Below are 25,752 nucleotides of genomic sequence, written 5' to 3'. Positions count from 1 at the left end.
ACCGGAGCCGTCGATGCTCAAGGAAATCCAGAAAGACGCACAGACCCGCATGAACAAGAGCATCGAGTCGCTCCGGCACGACCTGACCAAGGTTCGTACCGGCCGCGCCTCGACCGCCCTGGTCGACCACCTGAAGGTCAACTACTACGGCTCGGACATGCCCCTGTCGCAGGTGGCCACCATCGCCGTCAGCGACGCCCGCACCCTGACCATCACCCCCTGGGAGAAGCAGATGGTCGGCCCGGTGGAGAAGGCCATCCTGGCCTCGGACCTGGGCCTGACCCCGAACACCGCCGGCACCACCATCCGCATCAACATGCCCGCCCTGACCGAGGAGCGGCGCAAGGAGCTGACCAAGGTGGTGCACCAGGAGGGCGAGAACGCCAAGATCGCCATCCGCAACATCCGCCGCGACGCCAACCAGCAGGCCAAGGATCTGCTCAAGGAAAAGGAAATCAGCGAGGACGAGGAGCGCCGCAGCGAGGACGAGATCCAGAAGCTGACCGATCAGGCCATCAAGGGCGTGGACGAGGTGGTCAAGGCCAAGGAAGAGGAGCTGATGGCGGTTTGAGCGTGCCCAGGCACGTCGCGATCATCATGGACGGCAACGGTCGCTGGGCGGCGCGGCGCAAGCGGCCGCGCATGATCGGCCATCGCGCCGGCGCCCGCGCCGTCAACGTCTGCATCGACTTCTGCCTGGAGCACGGCATCGAGGCACTGACCCTGTTCGCGTTCTCGTCGGAGAACTGGGGCCGGCCGGAGGAAGAGGTCGGCGCGCTGATGAAGCTGTTCCTCAACGCCCTGGAGCGCGAGGTGGTGGAGCTGGAGCGCCGCGGCGTGCGGGTGCGTTTCATCGGCGAGCGCGAGCGCTTCAACGCCGCGATCCGCGAGCGCATGGCCGAGGCCGAGGCGCGCACCGCCGGCAACGACCGCCTGCACCTGAACGTGGCCGCCAGCTACGGCGGCCGCCAGGACATCGCCGCCGCCGCCCGCTCGCTGGCCGAGGACGTGGCCGCCGGCCGCCTGCGCCCCGACCAGGTCGACGAGCAGGCAATGGCCGCGCGCATGGCGCTGGCCGACCTGCCCGCACCCGACCTGTTCATCCGCACCGGCGGCGAGCTGCGGGTGAGCAACTTCCTGCTCTGGCAGCTGGCCTACACCGAGATGTGGTTCACCGATACCCTGTGGCCCGAATTCGACGCCGCCACCCTGCAGCGCGCGATTGACGACTACGCCGCGCGCGAGCGCCGCTTCGGCCTGACCGCCGCGCAGCTGGCCGCACCCGCGCAGGACACCAAGGAACACCGCCCCGCATGACCAGGACCCGAGTACTCGCCGCCCTCGTGATGGCGCCCGTGGCAATCGCCGCGGTACTGCTGCTGCCCACGCCCTGGCTGGTGGCCGCGGCGATGGTGCTGTTCCTGGGCGGACTGTGGGAGTGGCTGCGCCTGGCCGGGCTGGAGGACGGGCTGGCCCGCAGCGCGCTGCTGGTGGCCAACCTGCTGCTGATCCTGGCGCTGGTGTGGGCCTCGGCCAGCGATCCCAACGCCTCGCTGGTGCTGCTCAAGCTGTTCAGCGTGGCCGCGGTGGTCGGCTGGCTGCTGGTGGCGATGTGGCTGCGATACCCCTCGTTCGGCGCCGACAACGGCCCGCGCGCGCGCACCATCAAGCTGGCCGCCGGCACCCTGGTGATCGTGCCGGCGTGGTGCGCGCTGGCGCTGATCCACGCCGGCGAGCCGTACGGCAACCGCTGGCTGCTGGTGGCGCTGTTCATCGTCTGGGCCGCCGATACCGGCGCCTACTTCACCGGCAAGCGCTTCGGCGGCAGGTGGTTCAAGGGCCAACGGCTGGCGCCGGCGATCAGCCCCAACAAGACCATCGAGGGCCTGCTGGGCGGACTGGTGCTGGCGGTGGTGGTCGGGGTGGTCGGCGGGCACCTGGCCGGCGCCTCGGCGGCGGAGCTGCCGCTGGTCGCGCTGGTGGCGTTCCTGGCGGCGATGTTCTCGGTCATCGGCGACCTGTTCGAAAGCCTGATGAAGCGCCATGCCGGGGTCAAGGACTCGGGCAACCTGATTCCCGGCCACGGTGGCCTGCTCGACCGGATCGACGGCGTCGTGGCGGCCCTGCCGGTATTCGCCGTGGGCCGGATCTGGCTCGGTTTCTGAGGCCGGACGCGTCATGGACACACCCCGCCCCGTTGCCGTGCTCGGCGCCACCGGATCCATCGGCGCCTCCGCGCTGGACGTGATCGCCCGCCATCCGGATCGGATGCGGGCCTCGGTGCTGGCGGCCGGCGGCAACGTGCAGGCGCTGCTGGCGCTGTGCCGCGAGCACAGCCCCGAGCATGCCGCGATCGCCGATCCCGAGCGCTTCGGCGAGCTGCGCGACGGCCTGCGGGCGGCCGGATTGGATACGCAGGCCCACGCGGGCCCGGAAGCCATCGCCGCGCTGGCCGCGCACGGGTGCTGCGACACCGTGGTGGCGGCGATCGTCGGCGCCGCCGGGCTGGACTCCACCCTGGCCGCCGCCCGCGCCGGCAAGCGCCTGCTGCTGGCCAACAAGGAATCGCTGGTGCTGGCCGGCGAGCTGGTGATGGCCGCCGCCCGCGACGCCGGCGCCACCGTGGTGCCGATCGACAGCGAGCACAGCGCGATCTTCCAGTGCCTGCCCGACGGCAGGCCGGGCGCGGGGCTGCGCAAAATCACCCTCACCGCCTCGGGCGGGCCGTTCCGCGGCCGCAGCCGTGCCGAACTGGCCGCCGTCACCCCCGAGCAGGCCGTTGCCCACCCCAAGTGGTCGATGGGGCCGAAGATCTCGGTCGATTCGGCCACCCTGATGAACAAGGGCCTGGAGGTGATCGAGGCCCACCACCTGTTCGGCCTGCCCGCCGGGCGGATCGACGTGCTGGTGCACCCGCAGAGCCTGGTGCACGCGCTGGTGGAGTTCCAGGACGGCTCCACCCTGGCCCAGATGGGCCTGCCGGACATGCGCACCGCGCTGGCGGTGGGCCTGGGCTGGCCGGAGCGGATCGATTCGGGCGTAGGCGGCCTGGATCTGCTGGAACACGGGCGGCTGGAGTTCGAAGCGCCCGACGTGGAGACCTTCCCCTGCCTGTCGCTGGCACGCCAGGCGATGGAAGCGGGCGGAACCGCGCCGGCCACCCTGAATGCGGCCAACGAGGTCGCGGTGGAGGCGTTCCTTAACCGCCGGATCGGCTTCCTCGACATCCCTGCGGTGGTCACGGACGCGCTGGAGGCGCTGCCGGCCACGGCGGCCGGCTCGCTGGAGGCCCTGCGCGAGGCCGACGCCGCGGCCCGCAGGCTCGCACACGCCGCCCTGCCCCGGTACGCTGCACCGTGATGGCGTTCCCCCGGCCCGTTTCACCCATGAGCCTGCCCGCATGAGCACCTTCATCGGATCGGTGTGGTGGCTGATCGTCAGCCTGGGCGTGCTGGTGACCTTCCACGAGTTTGGCCACTACTGGGTGGCCCGGCGCAACGGGGTCAAGGTGCTGCGCTTCTCGATCGGCTTCGGCCGCGCGCTGTGGTCGCGCCGCGGCCGCGACGGCACCGAGTACGTGGTCGCGGCGATCCCGCTGGGCGGCTACGTGAAGATGCTCGACGAGCGCGAGGCGCCGGTCGAGGCCGAAGAGGTCTCCCAGGCCTTCAACCGCAAGACGGTGTGGCAGCGGATCGCCATCGTCGTCGCCGGCCCGGCCGCCAACCTGATCCTGTGCGTGGCCCTGCTGTGGGCGATGTTCGTGATCGGCCGCCCGGACTATGCGCCGGTGGTCGGCGTCTCCCAGGCCGTGGCCGCCGAGGCGGGCCTGCAGCGCGGCGACACCATCAACGCGGTGGGCGAGCGCGCGACCCCGACCTGGAACGAAGTGCAGCTGGCGCTGCTGCCGGCGGCGCTGGATCGCAGCGACGTGCGGCTGGAGGTCACCGACGGCCACGGCAACCGCACCACCCGCACCCTGCCGCTGTCACGACTGCCGGCCGAGCTGGACGACCGCATGCTGCTGCCGTCGATCGGCCTGCTGCCGCGGCACCTGCTGGCCCCGCCGGTGATCGGCACCGTGCGCGAGGACACTCCGGCGGCGGGCGTGCTGGAGGCCGGCGACCGCATCACCGCGGTGGACGGCCAGCCGGTGGAGACGTTCGAGCAGATCGGCCCGCTGGTACAGGCCCTGGGCGAGGCCGGGGGCCACGGGATGGTCGAAGTCGAGCGCGATGGCGAGCGGCTGGCGCTGGAGATCGTGCCCGAGCTCGTCCAGGATCCGGCCCGCGGCGAGTTCTGGATGCTGGGCATCGAGTCCGACCGCGGCCAGGCCCCGCCCAAGGACGCGATGCAGCGCTACGGGCCGGTGGCGGCGGTGCCGGCGGCCCTGCGCGAGACCGCGCACCTGACCGGCCAGCTGTTCGGGATGATCGGCCGCGCGTTCAGCGGCCGGGTCGCGATCGAGAACACCGTGGCCGGCCCGATCACCATCGCCCGGGCGGCGAATGCCTACGCCAACCAGGGCGCGGCGTGGTACCTCACCATCCTCGCCCTGCTCTCGCTGAGCCTTGCGATCCTCAACCTGCTGCCGATCCCGCTCTTGGATGGCGGCCACCTCCTGTATTACCTTATCGAGTTGGTCAAGGGCAGCCCGTTAAGCGAGCGTGCCATGGTCGCCGGGCAGTATGTCGGCCTTGCGCTGCTTGCCAGCCTCATGGGACTGGCGTTCTACAACGACATCCTGCAACTGATCCAACGCTAACCACCCCACGTACCCGCCTCCGCCCCAGCCCAGCGCTGCAGCGGCGGCGGAACCGAGACGGACGCAATAGATGACGCGATATCCCAGCCGCCACCTGCTCGCCCTTGCCCTCGCGGCGGCGCTCATCTCCCCGGCGATGGCCCAGAACCAGGGCGCGCCGCTGCCGGTCGCGCCCCCGCAGGCGCCCGCCCGCGCCCCCGCCGCCGACGCCTTCACCGTCAGCGACATCCGCGTGGACGGCCTGCAGCGCATCGGCGCCGGCACCGTGTTCACCTACCTGCCGATCGAGCGCGGCGACCGCGTCGACCAGGGCCGGGTGAGCGAAGGCATCCGCGCCCTGTACCGCACCGGCTTCTTCGAGGACGTGCGCATGGGCCGCCAGGGCGACATCCTGGTGGTGAGCGTGACCGAGCGCCCGGCGATCAACCGCCTGACCCTGGTCGGCAACAAGGACATCAAGACCGAAGACCTGCTGGGCGGCCTGGCCGAGATCGGCCTGGCCGAAGGCGAGACCTTTGACCGGCTGGCCCTGGACCGGGTCACCCAGGAGCTGACCCGGCAGTACAACAACCGCGGCAAGTACAGCGTCCAGATCACCCCGACGGTGTCCAACCTGGATCGCAACCGGGTCGACGTCACCATCAACGTGGACGAGGGCGATGCCGCGCGGATCCGCCACATCAACATCGTCGGCAACGAACTCTACGACGAGGACGACCTGCGCGCGGGCTGGGAGTCGGCCACCAGCAACTGGCTCAGCTGGTACCGCCGCGACGACCAGTACTCGCGCGAGAAACTGGAGGGCGACCGCGAGAAGCTGCACAACTTCTACCTCGACCGCGGCCACCTGGACTTCACCGAGGACAGCATCCAGGTCGCGATCAGCCCCGACCGCCAGGACATGTACATCACCGCCGGCATCACCGAGGGCGAGATCTACACCCTGTCCGGGGTGGAGATCAGCGGCGACACCGTGCTGCCGGAAGAAGACATCCGCTCGCGGCTGTTCATCCGCGAGGGCCAGACGTTCTCGCGCGCGCTGCTCGAGCTCAGCTCGGACTCGATTATCGCCACGCTCAGCAACATCGGCTACGCGTTCGCCCAGGTCAATCCGATCCCCGAGGTCAACCGCGAAGACCGCACCGTCAGCATCAACATGCAGGTGGTCCCCGGCCCGCGGGTGAACGTGCGCCGGGTGGTGTTCCGCGGCAATACCCGCACCGCTGACGAGGTGCTGCGCCGCGAGATGCGCCAGTTCGAAGGCGCCTGGTACTCGCAGGCGGCGATCGACCGCTCGCGGGTGCGCCTGCAGCGGCTGGGCTTCTTCGAATCGGGCAGCGTGAGCGTGGAGACCGAGCCGGTGCCCGGCACGCCGGACCAGGTGGACGTGGTGTTCAACCTGACCGAGACCGCCTCGGGCAGCTTCGTGTTCGGCCTGGGCTATTCGCAGCTGGCCGGCGTGACCACGTCGATCCAGCTGTCGCAGGACAACTTCCTGGGCCGCGGCAACCGGGTCTCGATCGAGGCCAGCCGCAACCTGTACCTGCAGCGCTACGCGTTCTCCTATCACAACCCCTATTTCACCGACGACGGGCTGTCGATGGGCTACAACCTGTGGTGGCGCGAATTCGACAACTCCGAGTTCAATACCGCCCAGTACTCGTCCACCAGCGCCGCCGGACAGGTGTACTTCGGCGTGCCGATCAGCGAGCACGACAGCTTCTCGCTGCTGTTCGGCATCGACAGCAACCAGATCTTCGCCTGGCCGGGGGCCACGCCGCAGACCATCGTCGACTACATCGACGCCTTCGGCTCGCGCACCTTCCACGCCTGGCGCTCGGAGATCGGCTGGGCCCGCGATACCCGCAACGACTTTCTGCAGCCCACCCGCGGCACCTATCAGCGGGTGTCGGCGGAAGTCACCCTGCCCGGCTCCACGGCCGAGTACTTCAAGCTCAACTACGAGTTCTCCAAGTACTGGCAGCTCAACCGCGCGCTGGTGCTCAACACCCGTGCCGAGATCGGCTACGGCGACAGCTACGGCGACGACGTGACCCGCGACCTGTGCTACATCCCGCCGCCGCCGCCGACCGAGGACAATCCCTGGCCGCAGCCGCCGCCGGCGAGCGACCCCTGCACCCCGGACGCCGATGACTACGTGAAGACGGTCACCGCCAGCGGGCTGCCGTTCTACGAGAACTTCTACGCCGGTGGCGCGCGCTCGGTGCGCGGTTTCCGCGACAACACCCTGGGCCCGCGCGAGTCTGTGGCCGGCAGCAACTACCTGCAGCCGCTGGGCGGTGCACTGAAGACGGTGGGCTCGCTGGAGATGTACTTCCCGACCCTGCTCGATTCGCCGGCGGCGCGGATCTCGGCGTTCGTCGACTTCGGCACCGTGTTTGCCGATGCCGATGCCTTCGACGCCAAGGACTTCCGCGCTTCGGCCGGCATCGCGCTGATGTGGCGCGCACCGGTGGGACCGATCTCGATCAGCTATGCCTACCCGATCCGCAAGAAGGACGACGTGTTCGGCGGCGCGGGCGACCTGATCCGCCGCGGCGACGAGGTCGAGCGCCTGCAGTTCACCTTCGGCGGCGCGTTCTGACGGCGCGTCGCACGGGCGCGGGAGCAAGCATGGACAACACCTTCACCGCCGGGCAGATCGCGGAACGGCTCGGCCTGGAGCTGCGTGGCGACGGCGGCACGCGCATCGACGGGGTGGCAAGCCTGGCCGCCGCCGGGCCGGACCAGCTCACGTTCCTGGCCAACCCGCGCTATCGCGAGCAGCTGGCGACCAGCCGCGCGGGCGTGGTGATCCTCAGGCCCGCCGACGCCGACGGCCACGCAGGCACGGTGCTGCTGGCCCCCGACCCGTACGTGGCCTACGCCCGCGCAGCAGCGCTGTTCGAAGTCCGCGAGGCCATCGCGCCCGGCATCCACCCCAGCGCGGTGGTCGACCCGGCGGCCGAAGTGGATCCGGGCGCGCACGTGGGCCCGCTGGCTACCGTCGGCCCGCGCACGAAGATCGCGCGCGGCGCGGTGATCGGCCCGGGCTGCACCATCGGCGAGGACTGCGAGATCGGCGAAGGCACCGAACTGGTCGCCCGCGTCAGCCTGGTGCGCCGGGTGCGCATCGGCGCGCGCACCGTGATCCACCCGGGTGCGGTGATCGGCGCCGACGGCTTCGGCCTGGCAATGGACGCCGGCCAGTGGATCAAGGTGCCGCAGCTGGGCGGGGTGCGGATCGGCGACGACTGCGAGATCGGCGCCAACACCACCATCGACCGCGGCGCCATCGACGACACCGTGCTCGAGGACAACGTGCGCCTGGACAACCTGATCCAGATCGCCCACAACGTGCACGTGGGCGCGCACACGGCCATGGCCGGCTGCGTCGGCATCGCCGGCAGCACCCGCATCGGCCGCTACTGCATGTTCGCCGGGCAGGCGGGCGCGGCCGGGCACCTGGACATCTGCGACCACGTCACCGTGATGGCCCAGAGCATGGTCTCGCACTCGATCACCGAGCCGGGCGAGTATGCTTCGGGCATCCCGGCGACGCCGGCGCGCGACTGGCGCCGCAACGCGGTGCGCATCCGCCAGCTCGACACGCTCGCGCGGCGCATCAGCGCCCTGGAAAAGGAAGGGGAATGAGCAACACGACACCATCGATGCCGATGGACATCAACGCGATCAAGGCGCTGCTGCCGCACCGCTATCCGTTCCTGCTGATCGACCGCGTGCTCGAGCTGGAGCCGGGCAAGCGGGTGCTCTGCTACAAGAACGTCAGCGCCAACGAGCCCTTCTTCCAGGGCCATTTCCCGAGCCGCCCGGTGATGCCGGGGGTGCTGGTGATCGAATCGCTGGCCCAGGCCGGCGGCGTGCTCAGCTACCTGAGCACCGGCGAGTACACGCCCGGGCGCACCTCCTACCTGGTCAAGGTCGACAAGGCCCGGTTCTCGAGCATGGTGGTGCCCGGCGACCGGCTCGACCTGGAGGTGGAGATCCGCCGCGTGATCCGCAACATGACCCTGTATGCCGGCACCGCGAGCGTGGACGGCAAGGAGGTCGCCAGCGCCGAGATCCTGTGCGCGGAGGCCACCTCCTGACATGGACGCGGCCGGCCAGGTGCACCCCACCGCCGTCGTCGACCCGTCGGCGCGGCTGGGCAGCGGGGTCGAAGTCGGCGCGTTCACGCTGATCGGGGCCGGGGTCGAGATCGGCGAAGGCACCCGCATCGGCCCGCACTCCAGCATCCACGGCCCGACCCGCATCGGCCGTGACAACGTGGTGCACGGCCACGCCGCGATCGGCGGCGACCCGCAGGACAAGAAATACGCCGGCGAAGCGGTTCGCCTGGAGATCGGCGAGCGCAACGTCATCCGCGAGTTCACCACCATCAACCGCGGCACCGGCGGCGGCGGCAGGGTGACCCGCATCGGCGACGACAACTGGCTGCTGGCCTACACGCACATCGCCCACGACTGCATCGTCGGCAACCACTGCGTGTTCTCCAACAACGCCACCCTGGCCGGCCACGTCGAGGTCGGCGACCACGTGATCCTCAGCGGCTTCGCCGGCATCCACCAGTTCTGCCGCATCGGCATGCACGCCTTCATCGGCATGGGCGCGTTCGTCAACGGCGACGTGCCGCCGTTCGTGATGGTCGCCCAGGACGGCTACGGCCGCCCGCGCGGCATCAACAGCGAAGGCCTCAAGCGGCGCGGCTTCGATAGCGAACGCACGGCCGCGATCAAGCGCGCCTACCGCGCCCTGTACATGTCCGGCACCGACCTGGCGCAGGCGCGCGAGCGCCTGGCCGAGATCGCGGACAGCAGCGAGGATGTGCGCGCGATGCTCGAATTCATCGACGCCGGCCAGCGCGCCCTGCTCCGATGAGCCCCGCCACGGCCCGTCCGCCCCGTTTCGCACTGGTGGCCGGCGAGGCGTCCGGGGATCAGCTGGGCGCAGGCCTGGTCAGCGAGCTTTCCCGGCGTTTCCCCGGCGCGCTGTTCGCCGGGGTCGGCGGCGCCGCGATGCGCCAGGCCGGGCTGGACGCCTGGCACGATGCCTCCGAGCTGGCAGTGATGGGGCTGAGCGAGGTGCTCTCGCACCTGCCGCGCCTGCTCGCCCTGCGATCGAAGCTGCGCCGGCGCCTGCTGGAGTGGCAGCCGGACGCCTTCATCGGCATCGACGCGCCCGATTTCAACCTCGGCCTGGAGCGCCAGCTCAAGCACCACGGCGTGCGCACGGTGCATTACGTCAGCCCCTCGGTGTGGGCCTGGCGCAGCGGGCGCGCGCGCACCATCGGCCGCAGCGCCGACCGGGTGCTGTGCCTGTTCCCGATGGAGCCGGAGATCTACGCCGCCCACGGCGTGGACGCGCGCTTTGTCGGCCATCCGATGGCCGACGAGATGCCGCTCAACCCCGACCGCAGGGCCGCACGCCAGCAGCTGGGGCTGCCGCGCGAGGGCACGGTGCTGGCGGTGCTGCCGGGCTCTCGGCTGGGCGAGATCGGCCGGCTGGGCGAACCCTTCCTGCAGGCCGCCCGCGAGGTGGCGGCCCAGGTTCCGGGGCTGCGCGTGGTGGTGCCTGCCGCCAACCCGGGCTGCCGTGAGGCGATCGACGCGCTGGCCGCCGGCGCCGGCTTCAAGGCCGATGCGCTGACGGTGCTCGACGGCCGCGCGCGCGAAGCCATGGTGGCCAGCGACGTGGTGCTGCTGGCGTCGGGCACCGCAACCCTGGAGGCGCTGCTGGCCAAACGGCCGATGGTGGTCGGCTACAAGGTTGCACGCGGCACCCAGGTGCTGGTGCGGGCCACCGGGCTGCTGCGCACGGATCGCTACTCGCTGCCCAACGTGCTGGCCGGCGAGCGGCTGGTGCCGGAACTGATCCAGGAAGACTGCACGCCGGAGCAGCTGGCCGCCGCGGTGCTGGGCTGGCTGCGCGACCCCGCGGCGGCGGCGGCGCTGGAGCCGCGCTTTCGCGAAATCCACATGGATCTGCGCCGCGACGCCTCCGCGCGCGCGGCGGACGTGGTCGAGGCCCTGGTGGCGCGCCGGTGAGCCTGCTGGTGGCCGGCGTGGACGAAGCCGGTCGCGGCCCGCTGGCCGGGCCGGTGGTGGTGGCCGCGGTCATCCTGCGCCCCGATCATGGCGTGGACGGCCTGGACGACTCCAAGCGCCTGACCGAGGCCAGGCGCGAGGCACTGTACCCGCGGATCCTGGCCGGGGCGCTGGCGTGGCGGGTGGAGTTCGTGGAGTGTGCCGAGATCGACACGCTGAACATTCTCCAGGCAACCCTGGCCGGCATGGGCCGCGCCCTGCGCGGGCTCACGCCCGCTGCCCAGCTGGCGCGCATCGACGGCAACCAGCTCCCGCGCGACCTGCCCTGCCCGGCCGAAGCCGTAGTCGGCGGCGACGCGCTGGAGCCGGCCATCATGGCCGCCTCGATCCTGGCCAAGGTCTCGCGCGACCGCGCCATGCGCGCCCTGCACCTGGAATACCCGCAGTACGGCTTCGACCGCCACAAGGGCTACCCCAGCCCCGCGCACCTGGCCGCGCTGCGGGCGCACGGCCCCTGCCCGCATCACCGGCGCAGCTTCCGGCCCGTGCAGCAGGGCCTGCCGCTGGCGGTGGCCGAAGACTGAGCGCGGCACGCCCGCCTGGGCGCGCCGATGTCAAGCCTTGTCCGGGCCCGCCGTGGCACCTACGCTGCACGGGCCGTGTCCGCCCGCTTCGTCCACCTCCACCTGCACAGCGAGTACTCGCTGGTCGATTCGACGATCCGCATCCCGGGGCTCGTCGATCGCTGCGCTGCGCTGGGCCAGCCGGCGGTGGCGGTGACCGACCGCAACAACCTGTTTGCGTTGGTGGAGTTCCATGCCAAGGCCGAGGCCGCGGGGGTCAAGCCGTTGGCCGGTGCCGACGTGATGGTCGCCAGCGGCAGCGAGCCTGCCTTCCCGGTGACCCTGCTGTGCCGCAACCACGCGGGCTACCTCAACCTGTCGCGGCTGCTCAGCCGGGGCTGGCTGGAAGGCCACCGTACCGACGGCGTGGCAGTGCGCCCGGAGTGGCTGCTGGAACAGCCCGGCGACCTGTTCGCCCTGCTCGGCCGGCATACCGAAGCAGGCCGCCTGGCCGCCGCCGGCAAGCACGAGCTGGCGCTGCAGTGGCTGGGCGACTGGCAGCGCGCGTTCGGCGACCGCCTGCACCTGGAGCTGACCCGCACCAGCCGCGACGGCGAGGCCCAGTTCAACGACTTCGCCCTGCACGCGGCCAGCGAGCGCGGGATCCCGATCGTCGCCAGCAACGACGTGCGGTTCCTGGAGCGCGAGGGCTTCGACGCCCACGAGGCCCGCGCCTGCATCGCCACCGGCCGGGTGCTGGACGACCCGCGCCGGCCGCGCGACTACAGCCCCGAGCAGTACCTGAAGTCGGCCGATGAAATGGCCGGGCTGTTCGCCGACCTGCCCGACGCGCTCGACAACACCGTGGCCCTGGCGCAGCGCTGCAACTTCGAGCTGAGCCTGGGCAAGTACTACCTGCCGGCGTTCCCGGTGCCCGACGACCACACCCTGGACAGCTGGATCCGCAGCGAGGCGCGCGACGGCCTGGAGCGGCGGCTGGAAGACGCGCCGCTGGCCGAAGGCCATACCCGCGAAAGCTACTTCGAACGCCTGGACGTGGAGCTGGAAGTCATCATCAAGATGGGCTTCCCCGGCTACTTCCTGATCGTGGCCGACTTCATCAACTGGGCCAAGGAACAGGGCATCCCGGTGGGGCCGGGGCGCGGCTCGGGCGCCGGCTCGCTGGTCGCCTGGGCGCTGGGCATCACCGACCTGGATCCGCTGCCCTACGACCTGCTGTTCGAGCGCTTCCTGAATCCCGAACGCGTGTCGATGCCCGACTTCGACATCGACTTCTGCATGGACCGGCGCGACGAGGTGATCGAGTACGTCGCCCGCAAGTACGGCCGCGACCGGGTCAGCCAGATCATCACCTACGGCACCATGGCCGCCAAGGCGGTGGTGCGCGACGTCGGCCGCGTGCTCGGCTATCCCTACGGCATGGTGGACGGCATCGCCAAGCTGGTGCCGATGACCCTGGGCGTGTCGCTGTCGGACGCGCTGGGGCGCACCGACAAGGGCCGCAAGGACGAGAACTGGCGTTCGGACGAGCTGATCGCGCGCTACCACGACGAGGAGGACGTGCGCGACCTGCTCGACCTGGCGCTGCAGCTGGAGAACCTCACCCGCAACGCCGGCAAGCACGCCGGCGGCGTGGTGATCGCGCCCAGGCCGCTGAGCGATTTTTGCCCGCTGTTCGCCGAACACGACGGCGAGGGCCGCGGGCGCAACCCGGTGACCCAGTTCGACAAGGATGACGTGGAAGCGGTGGGCCTGGTGAAGTTCGACTTCCTCGGCCTGCGCACGCTGACCATCATCGACTGGGCGGTGAAGGCGATCAACAGGCGCCGCAAGGCCGCCGGCGAGGAGCCGCTGGATATCTCCGCGCTCGAGCTCGACGACCCGAAGACCTACGAGCTGTTCGCCCGCGGCGACACCGTGGCAGTGTTCCAGTTCGAATCACGCGGCATGCGCGAGCTGCTCAAGCGGGCCAAGCCGGACACCTTCGAGGACATCATCGCGCTGGCGGCGCTGTTCCGCCCCGGCCCGCTGAACTCGGGGATGGACAGGGACTGGGTGGATCGCAAGCACGGCAACGCCGAGGTCACCTATCCGCACCCGAAGCTGGAGGCGGTGCTGGCGCCGACCTACGGCGTGATCGTGTACCAGGAACAGGTGATGCAGATCGCCCAGGTGCTGGCCGGCTATTCGCTGGGCGGCGCCGACCTGCTGCGCCGGGCGATGGGCAAGAAGAAGCCCGAGGAGATGGCCAAGGAGCGCGCCAAGTTCGAGGCCGGCGCGGCCGAGAACGGGGTCGATCCGAAGGTCGCCACCTCGATCTTCGACCTGATGGAACAGTTCGCCGAGTACGGCTTCAACAAGTCGCACTCGGCGGCCTACGCGCTGGTGGCCTACCAGACCGCGTGGCTGAAGGTGCACTATCCGGCCGAGTTCATGGCCGCGGTGCTGTCGTCGGACATGGACAACACCGACAAGGTGGTCGGCTTCCTGGAGGAGGCGCGCACGATCGGGCTCACCGTGCTGCCGCCGGACGTGAACGCGTCGGGCTTCATGTTCGAGGCGATGGATGGCGCTGTCGAAGCCGATGCGCAGGCGCACCGGGGAACGATCCGCTACGGCCTGGGCGCGGTGAAGGGCGTGGGCCGCGGTGCCTGCGAGGCGATTTCATCCGAGCGCACCGAAGGCGGGCCCTTCGAGGGCCTGCTGGACTTCTGCAACCGGGTCGATGCCGGGCGCATGAACCGCCGCACGATGGAGGCACTCACGCTGTCGGGCGCGCTGGACGCGCTGGGCAGCAACCGCGCCTCGCTGATGCTGCAGCTGCCCGAGGCGATGAAGGCCACCGAGCAGCTGGCGCGCGAGCGCAGCGCGGGCCAGGTGTCGCTGTTCGGTGGCGGCGGGGACGCAGCGCCGGCGCTGGCGATCGAGCTGCCCGAAACCGCGCCGTGGCCGCTGGCACAGACCTTGGCCGGCGAACGCGACACCCTGGGCCACTACCTCAGCGGCCATCCGATCGACCCCTACCGCCAGGATCTGGAAGCGCTGGTCGGCACCGACCTGGGCCGGCTGGACGCACTGTGGGCCTCGGCCTCGACCGGCGAGTCCCGCGGTGGCTGGCGCCAGGAGGCCAAGGTGGTGATCGCCGGGCTGGTGACCGCCATGCGCCGGCGCGGCGACTCGCAGGCGTTCGTGCAGATCGAAGACGGCCGCGGCCGCATCGAGTGCGCCTTCTTTTCCGAAGCCTTCCAGGAATACGCACCGCTGCTGACCCGCGACCGGATCCTGATCGTCGAGGGCGGCCTGCGCGAGGACGAGTTCAGCGGCGGATTCTCGCTGCGCGCCCGCCGCTGCTGGGATTTCCAGCAGGTCTGCCCGGAGCTGGCACGGGGCATGAGACTGCGCCTGGATCTGCGGGATCCCGGCGGGCTGGATCGCGTTGAACAGCTGCTCGAAGCCCGCCGGCCGGGCACCACGCCGCTGCGCTACGAACTGCTGCTGGCCTCCGGCGCCCGCGGTGCGGTGGACGTCAACGGCCAGTCCGGCGTGCGCGTGGACGCCGACCTGCCCGGCCTGCTGCGTGCCGATCCCGCCGTGCGCGAGGTGGCGCTGCAGCTGGAAAGGCCCTGGGCCGGCAGCTGACGCACGCGGGACAGCCGCACCGGCGCCGCCCTCACGACCCGTTCCGATGCCCTTCAAGCACCGGCTGCACCCGCTCGTTCCAGAACCCGCGCACCGCCCCGGCCAGCGCCTCGCGCCCGGAATCGTTGACGATGACCTCGTCGGCGATTTCCCGGCGCTCGGGGTCCGTGGCCTGGGCATCCACCCGTTCCCACGCCTCCTGCCTGGACATGCCGCGCACGTTCATCAGCCGGTCGATCCGCACCTCGATGGGCGCCTCCACCACCAGGACCAGGTCGAGCCCGGCCCGCGGCGCGTCGGTCTCGGCCAGCAGCGGCACGTCGGCCACGACCACCGCGTCCGGGCCGGCCTGTGCGGCACGGCGCGCGATCTCGGCGCGCACCCTCGGATGGATGATCCGGTTGAGCCTGCGCCGCGCGGTGTCGTTGCCCGACACGAGCCCGGCCAGGGCGGAGCGGATCAGCTCACCGTTTTCGCCAATCACTTCCTCGCCGAACAGCTCCCTGATTTCCCGGAGCGCCCCGGTGCCGGGCATGACCACCCGGCGGACCAGCTCATCGGCGCTGATCACCACCGCCCCGAGTTCGCGGAAATCCTCGGCCGCAAGCGTCCGCCCCGAGCCGATGCCGCCGGTCAACCCGATGGTCAGCAGGGCCCCGCGGTCGTCGCCATTGCGCCGGATGGCCGGCGGATGGGTGTCGTATTCGGGCTCGGTTCCGGGCTCGTATTCGGGCCGGATCACGTACTCGGCCATGTCGTGCTCATCCTCGCGCGCCCGCCGCCGGTATTCTTCCACCGGCAGCACCTGCTTCCACTGCCGCGTGCGCATCGGCCTGGCCGTTCCCGCGTCCTCCCGCAGCGCCTGCAGCAGCAGCAGGCACAGCCCCACCACCATCAGCATCACCGGGGCTCCAACGACGATGATGACCTCCTGCAGGGCCGCGAGCCCGTGCTCGCCCGAGGTCACCAGGATCACCGCGCAGACCAGCCCCACCGACAGCCCCCAGAGCACGCGCTGCCGCCTGGGCCCCACGTCCTCGTGCCCGGACGCCAGGTTGTCGAGCACCAGTGCGCCCGAGTCGAGCGATGTGACGAAGAAAATGGTGATCACGATCAGCGCCAGCACCGCCGTGAACCCGTAGAGCGGAAAGGACTGGAGGAACTGGAACAGCGCGGCCTCCACGTTTCCGTTGGTCACGATGGTTTCGGTCAGGCTGCCGGCCGTCTCCGCCGCCCGGTCGATGCGGAAGGCGCTGAAGCCGAAGGTGCCCATCCAGATGACGACGAAGGCCGTCGGCAGGCCGATGGAGGCGGTGACGAAGGCCCGGATCGACCGGCCACGCGAGATGCGGGCGATGAACAGGCCGACGAAGGGCGACCAGGTGACCGTCCACGCGTAGTAGAAGACCGTCCAGTCCCCCGACCACCTGCCGCCGCCAAAGGAGTCGTTGAAGAACGACAGCACCGGCAGATGCGACACATAGGCCCCCGCCGACTCCACGATGCCGCGGATCGTGTCCATGCTGGCGCCCCACATGAGCACGAACACCATCAGTGCGACCGTCAGGACGATGTTCAGGTAGGACAGCCGCTTGATGCCCTGGTCCAGGCCCGCCAGCGCCGAGGCCAGCGCGAGGGCGGTGATCACGGCGATGATGCCGGCCTGCAGCGAGCCGTTCATGGGCACGCCCATGACGTAGTTCATGCCGGAGTTGATCTGCATCGCGCCCAGCCCGACCGACACGGCCAGTCCGAACACGGTCGCCACCACGCAGGTGATGTCCACCGCCCGGCCCCAGGGGCCGTGGATGCGCTCTCCGAGCAGCGGCTGCAGCGCCGAAGACACGCGCGGCGGCAGCCGGCGCTTGTAGGTGAAGTAGCCGAAGCACAGCCCCGGGATCACCAGCAGCGCCCACATGTGGATGCCGAAATGGAAGTTGGCGATGGCCAGGGCCTGCATGGCCGCCAGGTCGGTGCCCGGCCCGGTTCCGTAGAGCGGCGGGTTGGCATAGTGGTTCACCGGCTCGGCCACGCCCCAGAACATCAGCACCGCGCCCACGCCCGCCGCGAACAGCATGCCGAACCACGCCACCCCCGAAAACTCCGGCTCGGCATCGTCGTCACCGAGCTTCACCCGTCCGTAGCGGCTGGCCGCCAGCCCGAAGGCGAAGATCACCAGCGCGGTCGTCCCCAGGGTGTACAGCCAGCCCAGTTCGTAGCGCAGGTAGCGCGCCACCACGCCGAATGCGGCCTGGACAGGCCCCGGAAAGAGCGCCATGGCCACGGAGAATGCCAGGATGATCGCCATGGAGACGAAGAACGTCACCGGGCCGGTTCGAAGGCCGAGCAGGTCGTGCAACCGGGTCAGCATGAAGCCCCCATCGGTTCTGAGACCCTGCATATGGTGTCATGCCCGCGTGATGGCGCCGTACCCGGCCCCTGCGCACCGTTCGCGCCAGCGCGCGACAAACGCCGCGGTACGGTGCCGCGGCGGGTGGTCGGATAGACTGTGCGGATCGTTTTCGGCCCCCGTATCCGATGAATCCGAACTACCTCGATTTCGAACAGCCCATCGCCGACCTTGAGGCGAAGATCCAGGATCTGCGCCAGGCCAGCACCGGGCCGGCGGTCAACATCGACGCCGAGCTGCGCACGCTGCAGGACAAGCTGCGCCGGCGCACGGCCCAGATCTTCCGCGACCTGACACCGTGGCAGGTGTCGCAGCTGGCGCGGCATCCGGCGCGCCCGTACACCAGCGACTACATCCGGGTGATGTGCGAGGAGTTCGAGGAGCTCGCCGGCGACCGCGCCTATGCGGACGATCCGGCGATCATCGGCGGGCTGGGCCGCATCGACGGGCGCGCGGTGATGATCATCGGCCACGAGAAGGGCCGCGACACCAAGTCCAAGGTGCGCCGCAACTTCGGCATGCCGCGGCCGGAGGGCTACCGCAAGGCGCTGCGGCTGATGAAGATGGCCGAGCGCTTCGGCCTGCCGCTGCTGACCTTCATCGATACCCCCGGCGCCTACCCGGGCATCGGCGCGGAGGAGCGCGGGCAGTCGGAAGCGATCGCCCGCAACCTGATGGAGATGGCCGAGCTGAAGATCCCGATCCTGTGCACGGTGATCGGCGAAGGCGGCTCCGGCGGCGCGCTGGCGATCGGCGTGGGTGACCGCACGCTCATGCTCGAATACAGCACCTATTCGGTGATCTCGCCGGAAGGCTGCGCTTCGATCCTGTGGAAGGACGCGGACAAGAAGCGCGATGCCGCCGAACAGCTGGGCCTGACCGCCAGCCGCCTGCACGGGCTGGGCCTGGTCGACAAGCTGGTGCGCGAACCCATCGGCGGCGCCCACCGCAACCCCGGCCAGACCGCAGTCCGGCTCAAGGCGGTGCTGCTCAACCAGCTCGACCAGCTCGAATCCATGCCGACACCGGCGCTGGTGGAACAGCGCTACCAGCGCCTGCGCAGCTACGGCGCCTACGAAGCCGGCTGAGGCCGCGGCCGGTGCGATGATGACGCCGCCGACCCTGCCGCAGCCGCCGGCCCCGGGGCCGGTGCTGGTGGGCTTCAGCGGCGGCCTGGACTCAACCGTGCTGCTGCACCTGCTGGCCGCCGACGTCGAAGTGCGCGACCGCGGGCTGCGCGCCGTCCACGTCCACCACGGGCTGGCCGCGCAGGCCGACGACTGGGCCGCGCACTGCCAGCGCCGCTGCGACGCACTCACCGTGCCGCTGCAGGTGGCGCGCGTGGACGTCGACCGCGATACCGGCCTGGGCCTGGAGGCCGCGGCCCGGCAGGCCCGCTACCGCGCGTTCGACCAGGTGCTTGGCGCCGGCGAACTCCTCGCCCTCGCCCACCACCGCGACGACCAGGCCGAGACCTTCCTGCTGCGGGCCCTGCGCGGCTCCGGCGTGGACGGCCTGCGCGCGATGCCGGCCTGGCGCCCGCTGGGGCGCGGCTGGCTGTGGCGGCCGCTGCTGGAACAGCCACGCGATGCGCTGCTCGCATACGCCCGCGGCACCGGCCTGGACTGGGTGGAAGACCCGGCCAACACGGCAGGCGACCACGACCGCAACCACCTGCGCCTGCACGTGATGCCGCTGCTGCGCCAGCGCTGGCCGCACGCCGGCGCGATGCTTGCGCGCAGCGCCGGGCTGGCCGCCGAAGCCGCCAGCCTGCTGGCCGACGGGGACGCGGCGGCACTGGCCGGCGCGTCCACCACCCAGCCGCAGGTGCTCGACGTCGCTCGCCTGCTGCAGCTCCCCCGCGAACGCCGCGCACGGGTGCTGCGGCTCTGGCTGGAACGCCTCGGCCTGCCGCCGCTGCCCGGCGAGGGCGTGGCGCGCATCGAGGCCGGACTGCTCGGCCCCGCCGGAGACAGGATCCCGGAATTCGCCTGGGCCGGCGCCGTCGTGCGGCGCTGGCGCGACCTGCTGCACGCATCGCATGCTTCGCCCGCGCTGCCGCCGGCCTACCAGGCGCAGTGGGACGGCTGCGCGCCGCTGCTGCTGCCCACCGGCGACATCCTGGAACTTGAGGGCCTGCCGGCCGCCGCCGCGCCCCCCGGAAAGCCCTTCCCGCTCACGATTCGCGCCCGCCAGGGCGGCGAGCGCATCACCCTGCCCGGGCGCAGCCATTCGCACGCGCTCAGGAACCTGCTGCAGGAAATGGACGTGCCGCCGTGGGTGCGCGAGCGCCTGCCGCTGCTGTGCGCAGCCGATGGCAGCGTGCTGGCCGCCGGCGACATGGTGCTGGCGGACGGGTTCGAGCGCCACCTGGCCGGGCGCGGGCTCAGGCTGCGCTGGCGGTGTCCGGCCGCCGCCTGATTTACGTATGTACCAGACAAGGGGCCCAGAGAACGCCCCGGGCCTTCCACGCCGGAAGGCTGCAACCGAAAAGCCGCACGCGCAGTCCCCCACCGCGTGCATGGCCAGGATCGGCCGGATTGCCGCCGGTGCACCGGGTTCTCTCCAGCCCGGAGCACCGCGCGGTCGCACCTTCCCTGTTCGAGCAACCGGCCGTCCCGAATGAACAAGCGGCATCCGCCCCCGCCACACCCGCGACAACCGTTTGAGCGCCACTCTGATAACTTATCCGTACCCTCCGCAGGATCCGGGTTGCCAGTGGTTGACGCAGACGCACAAGATTCCGCGGCCGAAGTCCGCACCACCGCCCCACCTGCCATTGAACGCGCGCCCGTATCGGATCACGGCATCCGGATGATCGAGTTCGGACACCTGACTCACGTCGGGCTGCGCCGGGATCTCAACGAGGACACCTACTACGGCGACAGCGACCTGGGCCTGTGGCTGGTGGCCGACGGCATGGGCGGCCACGAATACGGCGAGGTCGCCAGCGCCCTGGCGCGCGAGACCATCGTGCGCGAAACCCGCCAGGGCACGCCGCTGGAGCAGGCGATCCGGATCGCCGACGAGGAAATCATCCGCGCCTCGCGCCAGCGCCACGACACCCTGCCGATGGGCACCACGGTGGTGGCCGCGCGGGTGGGCAACGACCGCTTCGAAGTGGCCTGGGTCGGCGACAGCCGGGTGTACCTGTGGCACGGCGGCCGCCTGACCCAGCTGTCCCAGGATCACAGCTATGTCCAGGAACTCATCAGCCAGGGCACCATCAGCGTCGACCAGGCGCGCAACCACCCGCACCGCAACGTGGTCACCCAGGCGCTGGGCATCACCGACCCCAAGGCGCTGAACGTGGAGACGATGACCGGCGAGCTGCTGCCCGGCATGCAGCTGCTGCTGTGCAGCGACGGACTGACCGAGGAAGTGGACGACGACAGCATCGCCCGGGTGCTGGCCCATACCGAATGCAGCGCGCAGGAATGCGTGGACGGGCTGGTCGCCGCGGCGCTGGACAACGGCGGCTCGGACAACGTGACCGTGGTGCTGGTGCGCCGCGCCTGAGCGGCGCGGCCCGCCTGGTCAGGCCGGCTCGACCTCGCGCTGCGGCGCTTCGGCCGCCACCTGCCACAGGTTGCGGCCGGCGCGGGCGCTGATCGCCTCCACGCGCGCGGCGTGCAGGGCCATCTCCTCGTCCGTGGCCACCACCCGCGGGCGCGGGCCGGCCGGCGGCGCGGATGCGAGGGGCGTGGCCGCGGCGGCGGCCGGCTCGAGCGCGTCGAAGCCGATCTCGCCCTGCCCCGCGGTCAGCGCCAGGTACACCTCGGCCAGCAGCTGGGCGTCCAGCAGCGCGCCGTGCAGCTGGCGGTGGGCGTTGTCCACGCCCAGCCTGCGGCACAGCGCGTCCAGTGAGTTGCGCTGGCCCGGATAGCGCTGGCGGGCCAGGTCCAGCGAGTCCAGCACCGAGGCGTGGTCGGTCATGCGGCCGCGGCCGGTGCCCAGCCTGTCCAGCTCGGAATCCAGGAAGCCGATGTCGAACGCGGCGTTGTGGATCACCAGCTCCGCGCCCTCCACGAAGGCCAGGAACTCGTCCACCACGTCTTCGAACAGCGGCTTGTCGGCCAGGAACTCCAGGGTCAGGCCGGTAACCTCCTGCGCCCCCGCCTCGAACTCGCGCTTCGGATTGAGGTAGCAGTGGTAGGTGCGGCCGGTGGGACGGCGCTCGACCAGCTCCACGCAGCCGATCTCGACCACCCGGTTGCCCTTCTTCCATTCCAGGCCGGTGGTTTCGGTATCCAGGACGATCTGTCGCATGCCGCTAGCCTATCGCATCGGCCGGGGCGGCCTTGATGCGCTCGGCCTCGTTGCGGGCGAGGTCGTCGACCCGCTCGTTGTCGGGATCGCCGGAATGGCCCTTGACCCAGCGCCAGTCCACCTCGTGGCGCTGCGCCGCGGCGTGCAGGCGCTGCCACAGATCCTGGTTCTTCACCGCAGCGCCGGCGGCGGTGCGCCAGTTGCGGCGCAGCCAGTTGGGCATCCATTCGGTGATGCCCTTGCGCACGTACTGCGAGTCGGTGTGCAGCACGACTTCGCACGGCTCGGTCAGCACTTCCAGCGCGCGGATGGCGGCCATCAGCTCCATGCGGTTGTTGGTGGTCTGCGCCTCGCCGCCCGCCAGCTCGCGCTCGCGCTGGCCGTAGCGCAGCAGCGCCGCCCAGCCGCCCGGCCCGGGATTGCCCAGGCAGGCGCCGTCGGTGTGGATCCGAACCTGCTTGCGCGCGCTCATCCGGCGCTCAGCCCGTGCTGCAGGCGGATGCGCCGGGCCTTGCCCGCGGCCGGGGTCAGCGGAACCACCCGCTTCTCGGCGCCCAGGACGTACGCGGCGGCCAGGCCCGGGCCGCTGCGCAGCTCCTCGCGGGCCCGGGGCTTCCAGACGGGGCCGACTCCCTGCGAAACCGGGTCGGGCTCCAGGCCCACGCGACGCAGGCGCCGGCGCCAGACCAGCGGCTCGCTCGCCGCCAGGCCGCTGCCGCGCCAGCGCATCCGATAGGGCGAGAGCGGGTTGAGCGCCAGCAGGTACAGCCGGCCGCCATCGATCAGCACCCGCGCGCACTCGTCCAGCAGCGCGTCCAGCGGGCCGGCCACCGCGGGCGCGTGCTGCAGCACCACGGTGGCCAGCGATCCGGTGGCGAAGGGCAGCGGCAGCCCGCAGCGCAGGGAGCCTTCCCAGCCGCCCTCGCCCGCCACCAGGCAGGCGCCGCGGCCGCAGTCTTCAGCCTCGACCTTGCACGGCGCAAACCACGCCCACGGCGGCGCCGGGCGGTCGCGCAGGGCGCGCTGGATCAGCGGGAATTCACTCCGGAGCAGGGCCTGGCCGGCCTCGGAAGCAAACCAGTTTCGGGCGGACGCGGGTTGACCGTTCGGGGAGAGCGCGGGCATGGTTCCATTCTACTGGGTTCGGGGAGCCGGCCGATGCAGCCCACGCCCCTGGCGGCGCTGTCCGACAACTACATCTGGACTCTCCCCGGCGACGGCGGGCGGTTGCTGGTGGTCGATCCCGGCGAAGCCGGGCCGGTGCTGGCCGCGGCGTCCGATGGCAGGGTGCCGGCGGCGATCCTGCTCACCCACCACCACGATGACCATGTCGGCGGCGTGCCGGCCCTGCTCGAGCGCTGGCCGGGACTGCCGGTCTACGCACCGCACGATGAGCGCATCCGCACCGCCACCGTGCGCGTGCGCGGCGGGGACGTGGTGGAAACCGGCCCCTGGCGGTTCGAGGTGATCGACGTGCCGGGCCACACGCGCAGCCACGTCGCCTTCCACGGCCACGGCGCGCTGTTCAGCGGCGACGCCTTGTTCAGCCTGGGTTGCGGGCGGCTGTTCGAGGGTACGCCGTTGCAGATGCTGGAGTCCCTGGATCGGCTGGCGGGATTGCCGCCCGAAACTCTGGTGTGCTGCGGACACGAATACACGCGCGGCAACGCCGCCTTCGCCCTGGCCGTCGAGCCGGCGAACCGGGCGCTGCGCGAACGCAGTGAGGAGGTTGAACGCATGCTGGCGCAGGGCCAACCCACCGTGCCGTCCACCCTGGAAAGCGAACTGGCCTGCAATCCGTTCCTGCGGGTCGACGTTGCGCAGGTGCGCGACGCGCTGCGCGATCGGGTCGAGGGCGGCCGGGCCGACGACCGGACGGCCCTGTTCGCGGCGCTGCGCGCCTGGAAGGACGGCTTCACCGCATGAGGGCCGGTCTTGCGAGCGTCCGCGGGGCGTTGCTGGCCGCCGTGCTGGCTGCTGCCTGCCTGGCGACGGCAGCCGCGGCCACCCCGGCCACGGCGCTGCAGGCGACGCAGCTGCCGGCCATCGCCGGCGGTGCCGGCCAGACCACCCGGGCCCTGCAGCCGGTCACCCGCAGCGGGCGCGAGATCTATGCCGAGTTCCGCAGCGGGCTGTCGGATCAGGAGTGCGCGGTGGATGCAAGCGAGCGCTGGCGGCAGCACTTCGCCCACGTCCCGGGCGAGCTGGCCAACCGGCCCGAGCGGCTGCTGCCGCTGTTCGGCTACGTGGTCGAGGCGCTGCGTGAATACCACCTGCCCTCCGAGTACGCGCTGATCCCGTTCGTGGAAAGCGGCTACCGCCCCAACGCCCGCAGTCCCTCCGGCCCGGCCGGGCTGTGGCAGTTCATCGCCGTCACCGCGCGCAACCACGAGGTCACGATCCGGCCCGGCTATGACGGCCGGCTGTCGCCGGTGGAATCCACGACCGCCGCGGTGCGCTACCTGCGCACCCTGCACGGCATGTTCGCCGGCGACTGGCGGCTGGCGGTGATGGGCTACAACGCCGGCGAATACCGGATCTTCGGCGCGCTGCGCAACGCCGGCCAGCGGGCCATGGACGCCGAGCCGGAGAAGCTCGCCGTGCCCGGCATCACCCGCGCCTACGTGCGCAAGCTGCAGGCGCTGTCGTGCCTGCTGGTGGAGGCCGGCGAGGATCCGCAGTGGCTGGACGCGATCGACCGGCCGGTGCCGGTGCTGACCAGCACCCCGCTGCCGGCCGGCACCCGCCAGCTGGATCGCTGGGCCAGCCGCAACGGCCATGACCCGGCACTGGTGCGGCACTTCAATCCGGCTTTCGCCGAAGGCCGCGTGGGCCGCGGCGACCGGGGCGTGGAGGTGATGGTGCCCGCGCGCCCTCGCGACGCGCTGGCGGCCTTCCTGCAGCATGCCACCCGGCCCGGGAAGGCCGACGAGGTGCAGGCGCCCGTGTTCCTGGCGGATGCGAGCGACCTGGTTGCCGAAAGCGAAGCCGGTGCAGAACCCCGCACCCACGCCGTCACCCGCGGCGACTCGATCTGGCGGATCGCCCGTCGCTACGGAATCGGCACCGCCGAGCTGCTGCTGCGCAACGGCCTGGACGCCGGCAGCGTGCTGCAGCCCGGCATGCTGCTGCAGATCGACCCCGCCGAGCCCGGTGACGCGCCGCCCGTGGCAAACTAGGCCGTTGCTCAACCAAGAGACGGACACACATGGGTTTCCTGAAAGGCAAGCGCGCCCTGATCACGGGCATCGCCAGTCAGCGCTCGATCGCCAACGGCATCGCCGAGGCCATGCACCGCGAAGGTGCCGAACTGGCCTTCACCTACCAGAATGAAAAGCTCAAGTCGCGGGTCGAGGACGTCGCCTCGCGGCTGGGCGGCGGGCCGTCGTTCGCCCTGGACGTGACCGACGACGCGCAGATCGACGCGCTGTTCGCCGACGTGGGCAAGCACTGGCCGGACGGCTTCGACATCCTCATCCACGCCATCGCCTTCGCCCCGCGCGAGGCCATCGCCGGCCAGTTCCTGGACGGGCTGTCGCGCGAGTCGTTCGCCATCGCCCAGGACATCTCCGCCTACTCGCTGGCGGCGCTGGCCAAGGGCGCGCGGCCGCTGATGCAGGGTCGCAACGGCGCGGTCCTCACGCTGTCCTACCTGGGCGCGGTGCGCACCCTGCCCAGCTACAACGTGATGGGCGTGGCCAAGGCCAGCCTGGAAGCCACCATGCGCTACCTGGCCTACAACCTGGGCCCGGAAGGCATCCGCGTAAACGCGATCTCGGCCGGCCCGATCAAGACCCTGGCGGCTTCGGGCATCGGCGGCTTCCGCAAGATCCTGGGCCACGTGGAGTCCGAGGCGCCGCTGCGGCGCACGGTGAGCATCGAGGACGTAGGCAACGTGGCCGCGTTCCTGTGCTCGGACCTGGCCTCGGGCGTCACCGGCGAGGTGACCTACGTCGACGGCGGCTACAACATCGTCAGCATGACCGGCATCGAAGAGCCCGCGCAGTCGTAACAGCGCGCGGC

At 71.1% G+C, this 25,752-nt stretch carries 22 protein-coding genes; 18 read left to right on the top strand and 4 right to left on the bottom strand.

Annotated features, from left to right (window positions below):
• Window positions 1-13 precede the first annotated feature (13 nt).
• From frr to dnaE, 12 genes are all read left to right on the top strand, one after another.
• Window positions 14-571 carry a ribosome recycling factor gene (frr, locus tag ACOZ90_RS13030; RefSeq protein ID WP_422894072.1) on the top strand — a complete coding sequence of 186 codons (558 nt, stop codon included), beginning with the start codon at window positions 14-16 and terminating at the stop codon, window positions 569-571.
• Entirely contained in the window at window positions 568-1,317 is a 750-nt protein-coding gene (gene uppS / locus ACOZ90_RS13025; RefSeq protein WP_422894071.1) for a polyprenyl diphosphate synthase, read from the top strand. Before frr ends, uppS begins: the two co-directional genes overlap by 4 nt.
• Window positions 1,314-2,165, top strand: a complete 852-nt coding sequence (locus ACOZ90_RS13020; RefSeq protein WP_422894070.1) for a phosphatidate cytidylyltransferase — start codon at window positions 1,314-1,316, stop codon at window positions 2,163-2,165. The genes uppS and ACOZ90_RS13020 overlap by 4 nt, the downstream gene beginning before the upstream one ends.
• Before the next feature lie 13 nt (window positions 2,166-2,178).
• Window positions 2,179-3,360, top strand: a complete 1,182-nt coding sequence (locus tag ACOZ90_RS13015) for a 1-deoxy-D-xylulose-5-phosphate reductoisomerase (protein ID WP_422894069.1) — start codon at window positions 2,179-2,181, stop codon at window positions 3,358-3,360.
• A gap of 40 nt (window positions 3,361-3,400) precedes the next feature.
• On the top strand, window positions 3,401-4,762 hold the full coding sequence (gene rseP, locus ACOZ90_RS13010) for an RIP metalloprotease RseP (RefSeq protein ID WP_422894068.1): 1,362 nt from the start codon (window positions 3,401-3,403) through the stop codon (window positions 4,760-4,762).
• 70 nt (window positions 4,763-4,832) lie between these two features.
• Window positions 4,833-7,367, top strand: coding sequence for an outer membrane protein assembly factor BamA (gene bamA, locus ACOZ90_RS13005; RefSeq protein WP_422894067.1), 2,535 nt, complete (start codon window positions 4,833-4,835; stop codon window positions 7,365-7,367).
• Window positions 7,368-7,396: 29 nt separating this feature from the next.
• A complete protein-coding gene (lpxD, locus tag ACOZ90_RS13000; protein WP_422894066.1) occupies window positions 7,397-8,416 on the top strand; it encodes a UDP-3-O-(3-hydroxymyristoyl)glucosamine N-acyltransferase in 1,020 nt (339 codons plus the stop codon).
• Window positions 8,413-8,871, top strand: a complete 459-nt coding sequence (gene fabZ, locus ACOZ90_RS12995) for a 3-hydroxyacyl-ACP dehydratase FabZ (RefSeq protein WP_422894065.1) — start codon at window positions 8,413-8,415, stop codon at window positions 8,869-8,871. Before lpxD ends, fabZ begins: the two co-directional genes overlap by 4 nt.
• 1 nt (window position 8,872) lies before the next feature.
• Window positions 8,873-9,661 (top strand): acyl-ACP--UDP-N-acetylglucosamine O-acyltransferase, encoded by a 789-nt coding sequence (lpxA, locus tag ACOZ90_RS12990; protein ID WP_422894064.1) that lies wholly within the window; start codon window positions 8,873-8,875, stop codon window positions 9,659-9,661.
• Window positions 9,658-10,827: a lipid-A-disaccharide synthase gene (gene lpxB, locus ACOZ90_RS12985; RefSeq protein ID WP_422894063.1), complete on the top strand. Its 1,170-nt coding sequence runs from the start codon at window positions 9,658-9,660 to the stop codon at window positions 10,825-10,827. The genes lpxA and lpxB overlap by 4 nt, the downstream gene beginning before the upstream one ends.
• On the top strand, window positions 10,824-11,411 hold the full coding sequence (locus ACOZ90_RS12980) for a ribonuclease HII (protein WP_422894062.1): 588 nt from the start codon (window positions 10,824-10,826) through the stop codon (window positions 11,409-11,411). Before lpxB ends, ACOZ90_RS12980 begins: the two co-directional genes overlap by 4 nt.
• Before the next feature lie 27 nt (window positions 11,412-11,438).
• Window positions 11,439-15,050 carry a DNA polymerase III subunit alpha gene (gene dnaE / locus ACOZ90_RS12975; RefSeq protein ID WP_422894061.1) on the top strand — a complete coding sequence of 1,204 codons (3,612 nt, stop codon included), beginning with the start codon at window positions 11,439-11,441 and terminating at the stop codon, window positions 15,048-15,050.
• Window positions 15,051-15,081: 31 nt separating this feature from the next.
• On the opposite strand, the gene coaE is transcribed toward dnaE, so the two are convergent.
• Entirely contained in the window at window positions 15,082-17,421 is a 2,340-nt protein-coding gene (gene coaE, locus ACOZ90_RS12970; protein ID WP_422894060.1) for a dephospho-CoA kinase, read from the bottom strand.
• Between the two features lie 167 nt (window positions 17,422-17,588).
• On the opposite strand from coaE, the gene ACOZ90_RS12965 reads away from it, so the two are divergent.
• The 3 genes from ACOZ90_RS12965 to ACOZ90_RS12955 all read left to right on the top strand — a co-directional run bounded on the left by ACOZ90_RS12965 (window position 17,589) and on the right by ACOZ90_RS12955 (window position 20,979).
• Window positions 17,589-18,548, top strand: coding sequence for an acetyl-CoA carboxylase carboxyltransferase subunit alpha (locus ACOZ90_RS12965; RefSeq protein ID WP_422894059.1), 960 nt, complete (start codon window positions 17,589-17,591; stop codon window positions 18,546-18,548).
• 19 nt (window positions 18,549-18,567) lie between these two features.
• Window positions 18,568-19,881, top strand: coding sequence for a tRNA lysidine(34) synthetase TilS (tilS, locus tag ACOZ90_RS12960; protein ID WP_422894058.1), 1,314 nt, complete (start codon window positions 18,568-18,570; stop codon window positions 19,879-19,881).
• Between the two features lie 393 nt (window positions 19,882-20,274).
• On the top strand, window positions 20,275-20,979 hold the full coding sequence (locus ACOZ90_RS12955) for a PP2C family protein-serine/threonine phosphatase (RefSeq protein WP_422894057.1): 705 nt from the start codon (window positions 20,275-20,277) through the stop codon (window positions 20,977-20,979).
• An 18-nt stretch (window positions 20,980-20,997) separates the two neighbouring features.
• On the opposite strand, the gene dnaQ is transcribed toward ACOZ90_RS12955, so the two are convergent.
• The 3 genes from dnaQ to ACOZ90_RS12940 are packed head-to-tail and all read right to left on the bottom strand — an operon-like array spanning window position 20,998 to window position 22,854.
• The gene (gene dnaQ, locus ACOZ90_RS12950; RefSeq protein ID WP_422894056.1) at window positions 20,998-21,729 is read right to left on the bottom strand and encodes a DNA polymerase III subunit epsilon; all 732 of its coding nucleotides are present in this window, start codon (window positions 21,727-21,729) and stop codon (window positions 20,998-21,000) included.
• A 4-nt stretch (window positions 21,730-21,733) separates the two neighbouring features.
• Window positions 21,734-22,201 (bottom strand): ribonuclease HI, encoded by a 468-nt coding sequence (gene rnhA / locus ACOZ90_RS12945; protein WP_422894055.1) that lies wholly within the window; start codon window positions 22,199-22,201, stop codon window positions 21,734-21,736.
• The gene (locus ACOZ90_RS12940; RefSeq protein ID WP_422894054.1) at window positions 22,198-22,854 is read right to left on the bottom strand and encodes a hypothetical protein; all 657 of its coding nucleotides are present in this window, start codon (window positions 22,852-22,854) and stop codon (window positions 22,198-22,200) included. Before ACOZ90_RS12940 ends, rnhA begins: the two co-directional genes overlap by 4 nt.
• 33 nt (window positions 22,855-22,887) lie before the next feature.
• Here ACOZ90_RS12940 and gloB point away from each other — a divergent pair, with 33 nt between their 5' ends.
• Genes gloB through ACOZ90_RS12925 form a run of 3 tightly spaced genes read left to right on the top strand, consistent with a single transcriptional unit; the run spans window position 22,888 to window position 25,741 of the window.
• A complete protein-coding gene (gene gloB / locus ACOZ90_RS12935) occupies window positions 22,888-23,655 on the top strand; it encodes a hydroxyacylglutathione hydrolase (protein WP_422894053.1) in 768 nt (255 codons plus the stop codon).
• On the top strand, window positions 23,652-24,908 hold the full coding sequence (locus tag ACOZ90_RS12930) for a lytic transglycosylase domain-containing protein (protein WP_422894052.1): 1,257 nt from the start codon (window positions 23,652-23,654) through the stop codon (window positions 24,906-24,908). The genes gloB and ACOZ90_RS12930 overlap by 4 nt, the downstream gene beginning before the upstream one ends.
• A gap of 29 nt (window positions 24,909-24,937) precedes the next feature.
• Window positions 24,938-25,741 (top strand): enoyl-ACP reductase FabI, encoded by an 804-nt coding sequence (locus tag ACOZ90_RS12925; RefSeq protein ID WP_422894051.1) that lies wholly within the window; start codon window positions 24,938-24,940, stop codon window positions 25,739-25,741.
• The last annotated feature ends 11 nt before the right edge of the window (window positions 25,742-25,752 follow it).

Source organism: Luteimonas dalianensis, from assembly GCF_049339425.1.
Lineage (GTDB): Bacteria > Pseudomonadota > Gammaproteobacteria > Xanthomonadales > Xanthomonadaceae > Luteimonas > Luteimonas dalianensis.
This window is presented reverse-complemented; position numbering and strand designations above follow the sequence as displayed.

What these genes read in the sequence shown, in the direction of transcription:
- frr (WP_422894072.1), top strand. Translation starts at nt 14, where the DNA reads ATGCTCAAGGAAATCCAGAAAGACGCACAGACCCGCATGAACAAGAGC.
- ACOZ90_RS13020 (WP_422894070.1), top strand. Translation starts at nt 1,314, where the DNA reads ATGACCAGGACCCGAGTACTCGCCGCCCTCGTGATGGCGCCCGTGGCA.
- ACOZ90_RS13015 (WP_422894069.1), top strand. Translation starts at nt 2,179, where the DNA reads ATGGACACACCCCGCCCCGTTGCCGTGCTCGGCGCCACCGGATCCATC.
- rseP (WP_422894068.1), top strand. Translation starts at nt 3,401, where the DNA reads ATGAGCACCTTCATCGGATCGGTGTGGTGGCTGATCGTCAGCCTGGGC.
- bamA (WP_422894067.1), top strand. Translation starts at nt 4,833, where the DNA reads ATGACGCGATATCCCAGCCGCCACCTGCTCGCCCTTGCCCTCGCGGCG.
- lpxD (WP_422894066.1), top strand. Translation starts at nt 7,397, where the DNA reads ATGGACAACACCTTCACCGCCGGGCAGATCGCGGAACGGCTCGGCCTG.
- fabZ (WP_422894065.1), top strand. Translation starts at nt 8,413, where the DNA reads ATGAGCAACACGACACCATCGATGCCGATGGACATCAACGCGATCAAG.
- lpxA (WP_422894064.1), top strand. Translation starts at nt 8,873, where the DNA reads ATGGACGCGGCCGGCCAGGTGCACCCCACCGCCGTCGTCGACCCGTCG.
- lpxB (WP_422894063.1), top strand. Translation starts at nt 9,658, where the DNA reads ATGAGCCCCGCCACGGCCCGTCCGCCCCGTTTCGCACTGGTGGCCGGC.
- dnaE (WP_422894061.1), top strand. Translation starts at nt 11,439, where the DNA reads ATGTCAAGCCTTGTCCGGGCCCGCCGTGGCACCTACGCTGCACGGGCC.
- coaE (WP_422894060.1), bottom strand. Translation starts at nt 17,421, where the DNA reads ATGCTGACCCGGTTGCACGACCTGCTCGGCCTTCGAACCGGCCCGGTG.
- ACOZ90_RS12965 (WP_422894059.1), top strand. Translation starts at nt 17,589, where the DNA reads ATGAATCCGAACTACCTCGATTTCGAACAGCCCATCGCCGACCTTGAG.
- tilS (WP_422894058.1), top strand. Translation starts at nt 18,568, where the DNA reads ATGACGCCGCCGACCCTGCCGCAGCCGCCGGCCCCGGGGCCGGTGCTG.
- ACOZ90_RS12955 (WP_422894057.1), top strand. Translation starts at nt 20,275, where the DNA reads ATGATCGAGTTCGGACACCTGACTCACGTCGGGCTGCGCCGGGATCTC.
- dnaQ (WP_422894056.1), bottom strand. Translation starts at nt 21,729, where the DNA reads ATGCGACAGATCGTCCTGGATACCGAAACCACCGGCCTGGAATGGAAG.
- rnhA (WP_422894055.1), bottom strand. Translation starts at nt 22,201, where the DNA reads ATGAGCGCGCGCAAGCAGGTTCGGATCCACACCGACGGCGCCTGCCTG.
- ACOZ90_RS12940 (WP_422894054.1), bottom strand. Translation starts at nt 22,854, where the DNA reads ATGCCCGCGCTCTCCCCGAACGGTCAACCCGCGTCCGCCCGAAACTGG.
- gloB (WP_422894053.1), top strand. Translation starts at nt 22,888, where the DNA reads ATGCAGCCCACGCCCCTGGCGGCGCTGTCCGACAACTACATCTGGACT.
- ACOZ90_RS12930 (WP_422894052.1), top strand. Translation starts at nt 23,652, where the DNA reads ATGAGGGCCGGTCTTGCGAGCGTCCGCGGGGCGTTGCTGGCCGCCGTG.
- ACOZ90_RS12925 (WP_422894051.1), top strand. Translation starts at nt 24,938, where the DNA reads ATGGGTTTCCTGAAAGGCAAGCGCGCCCTGATCACGGGCATCGCCAGT.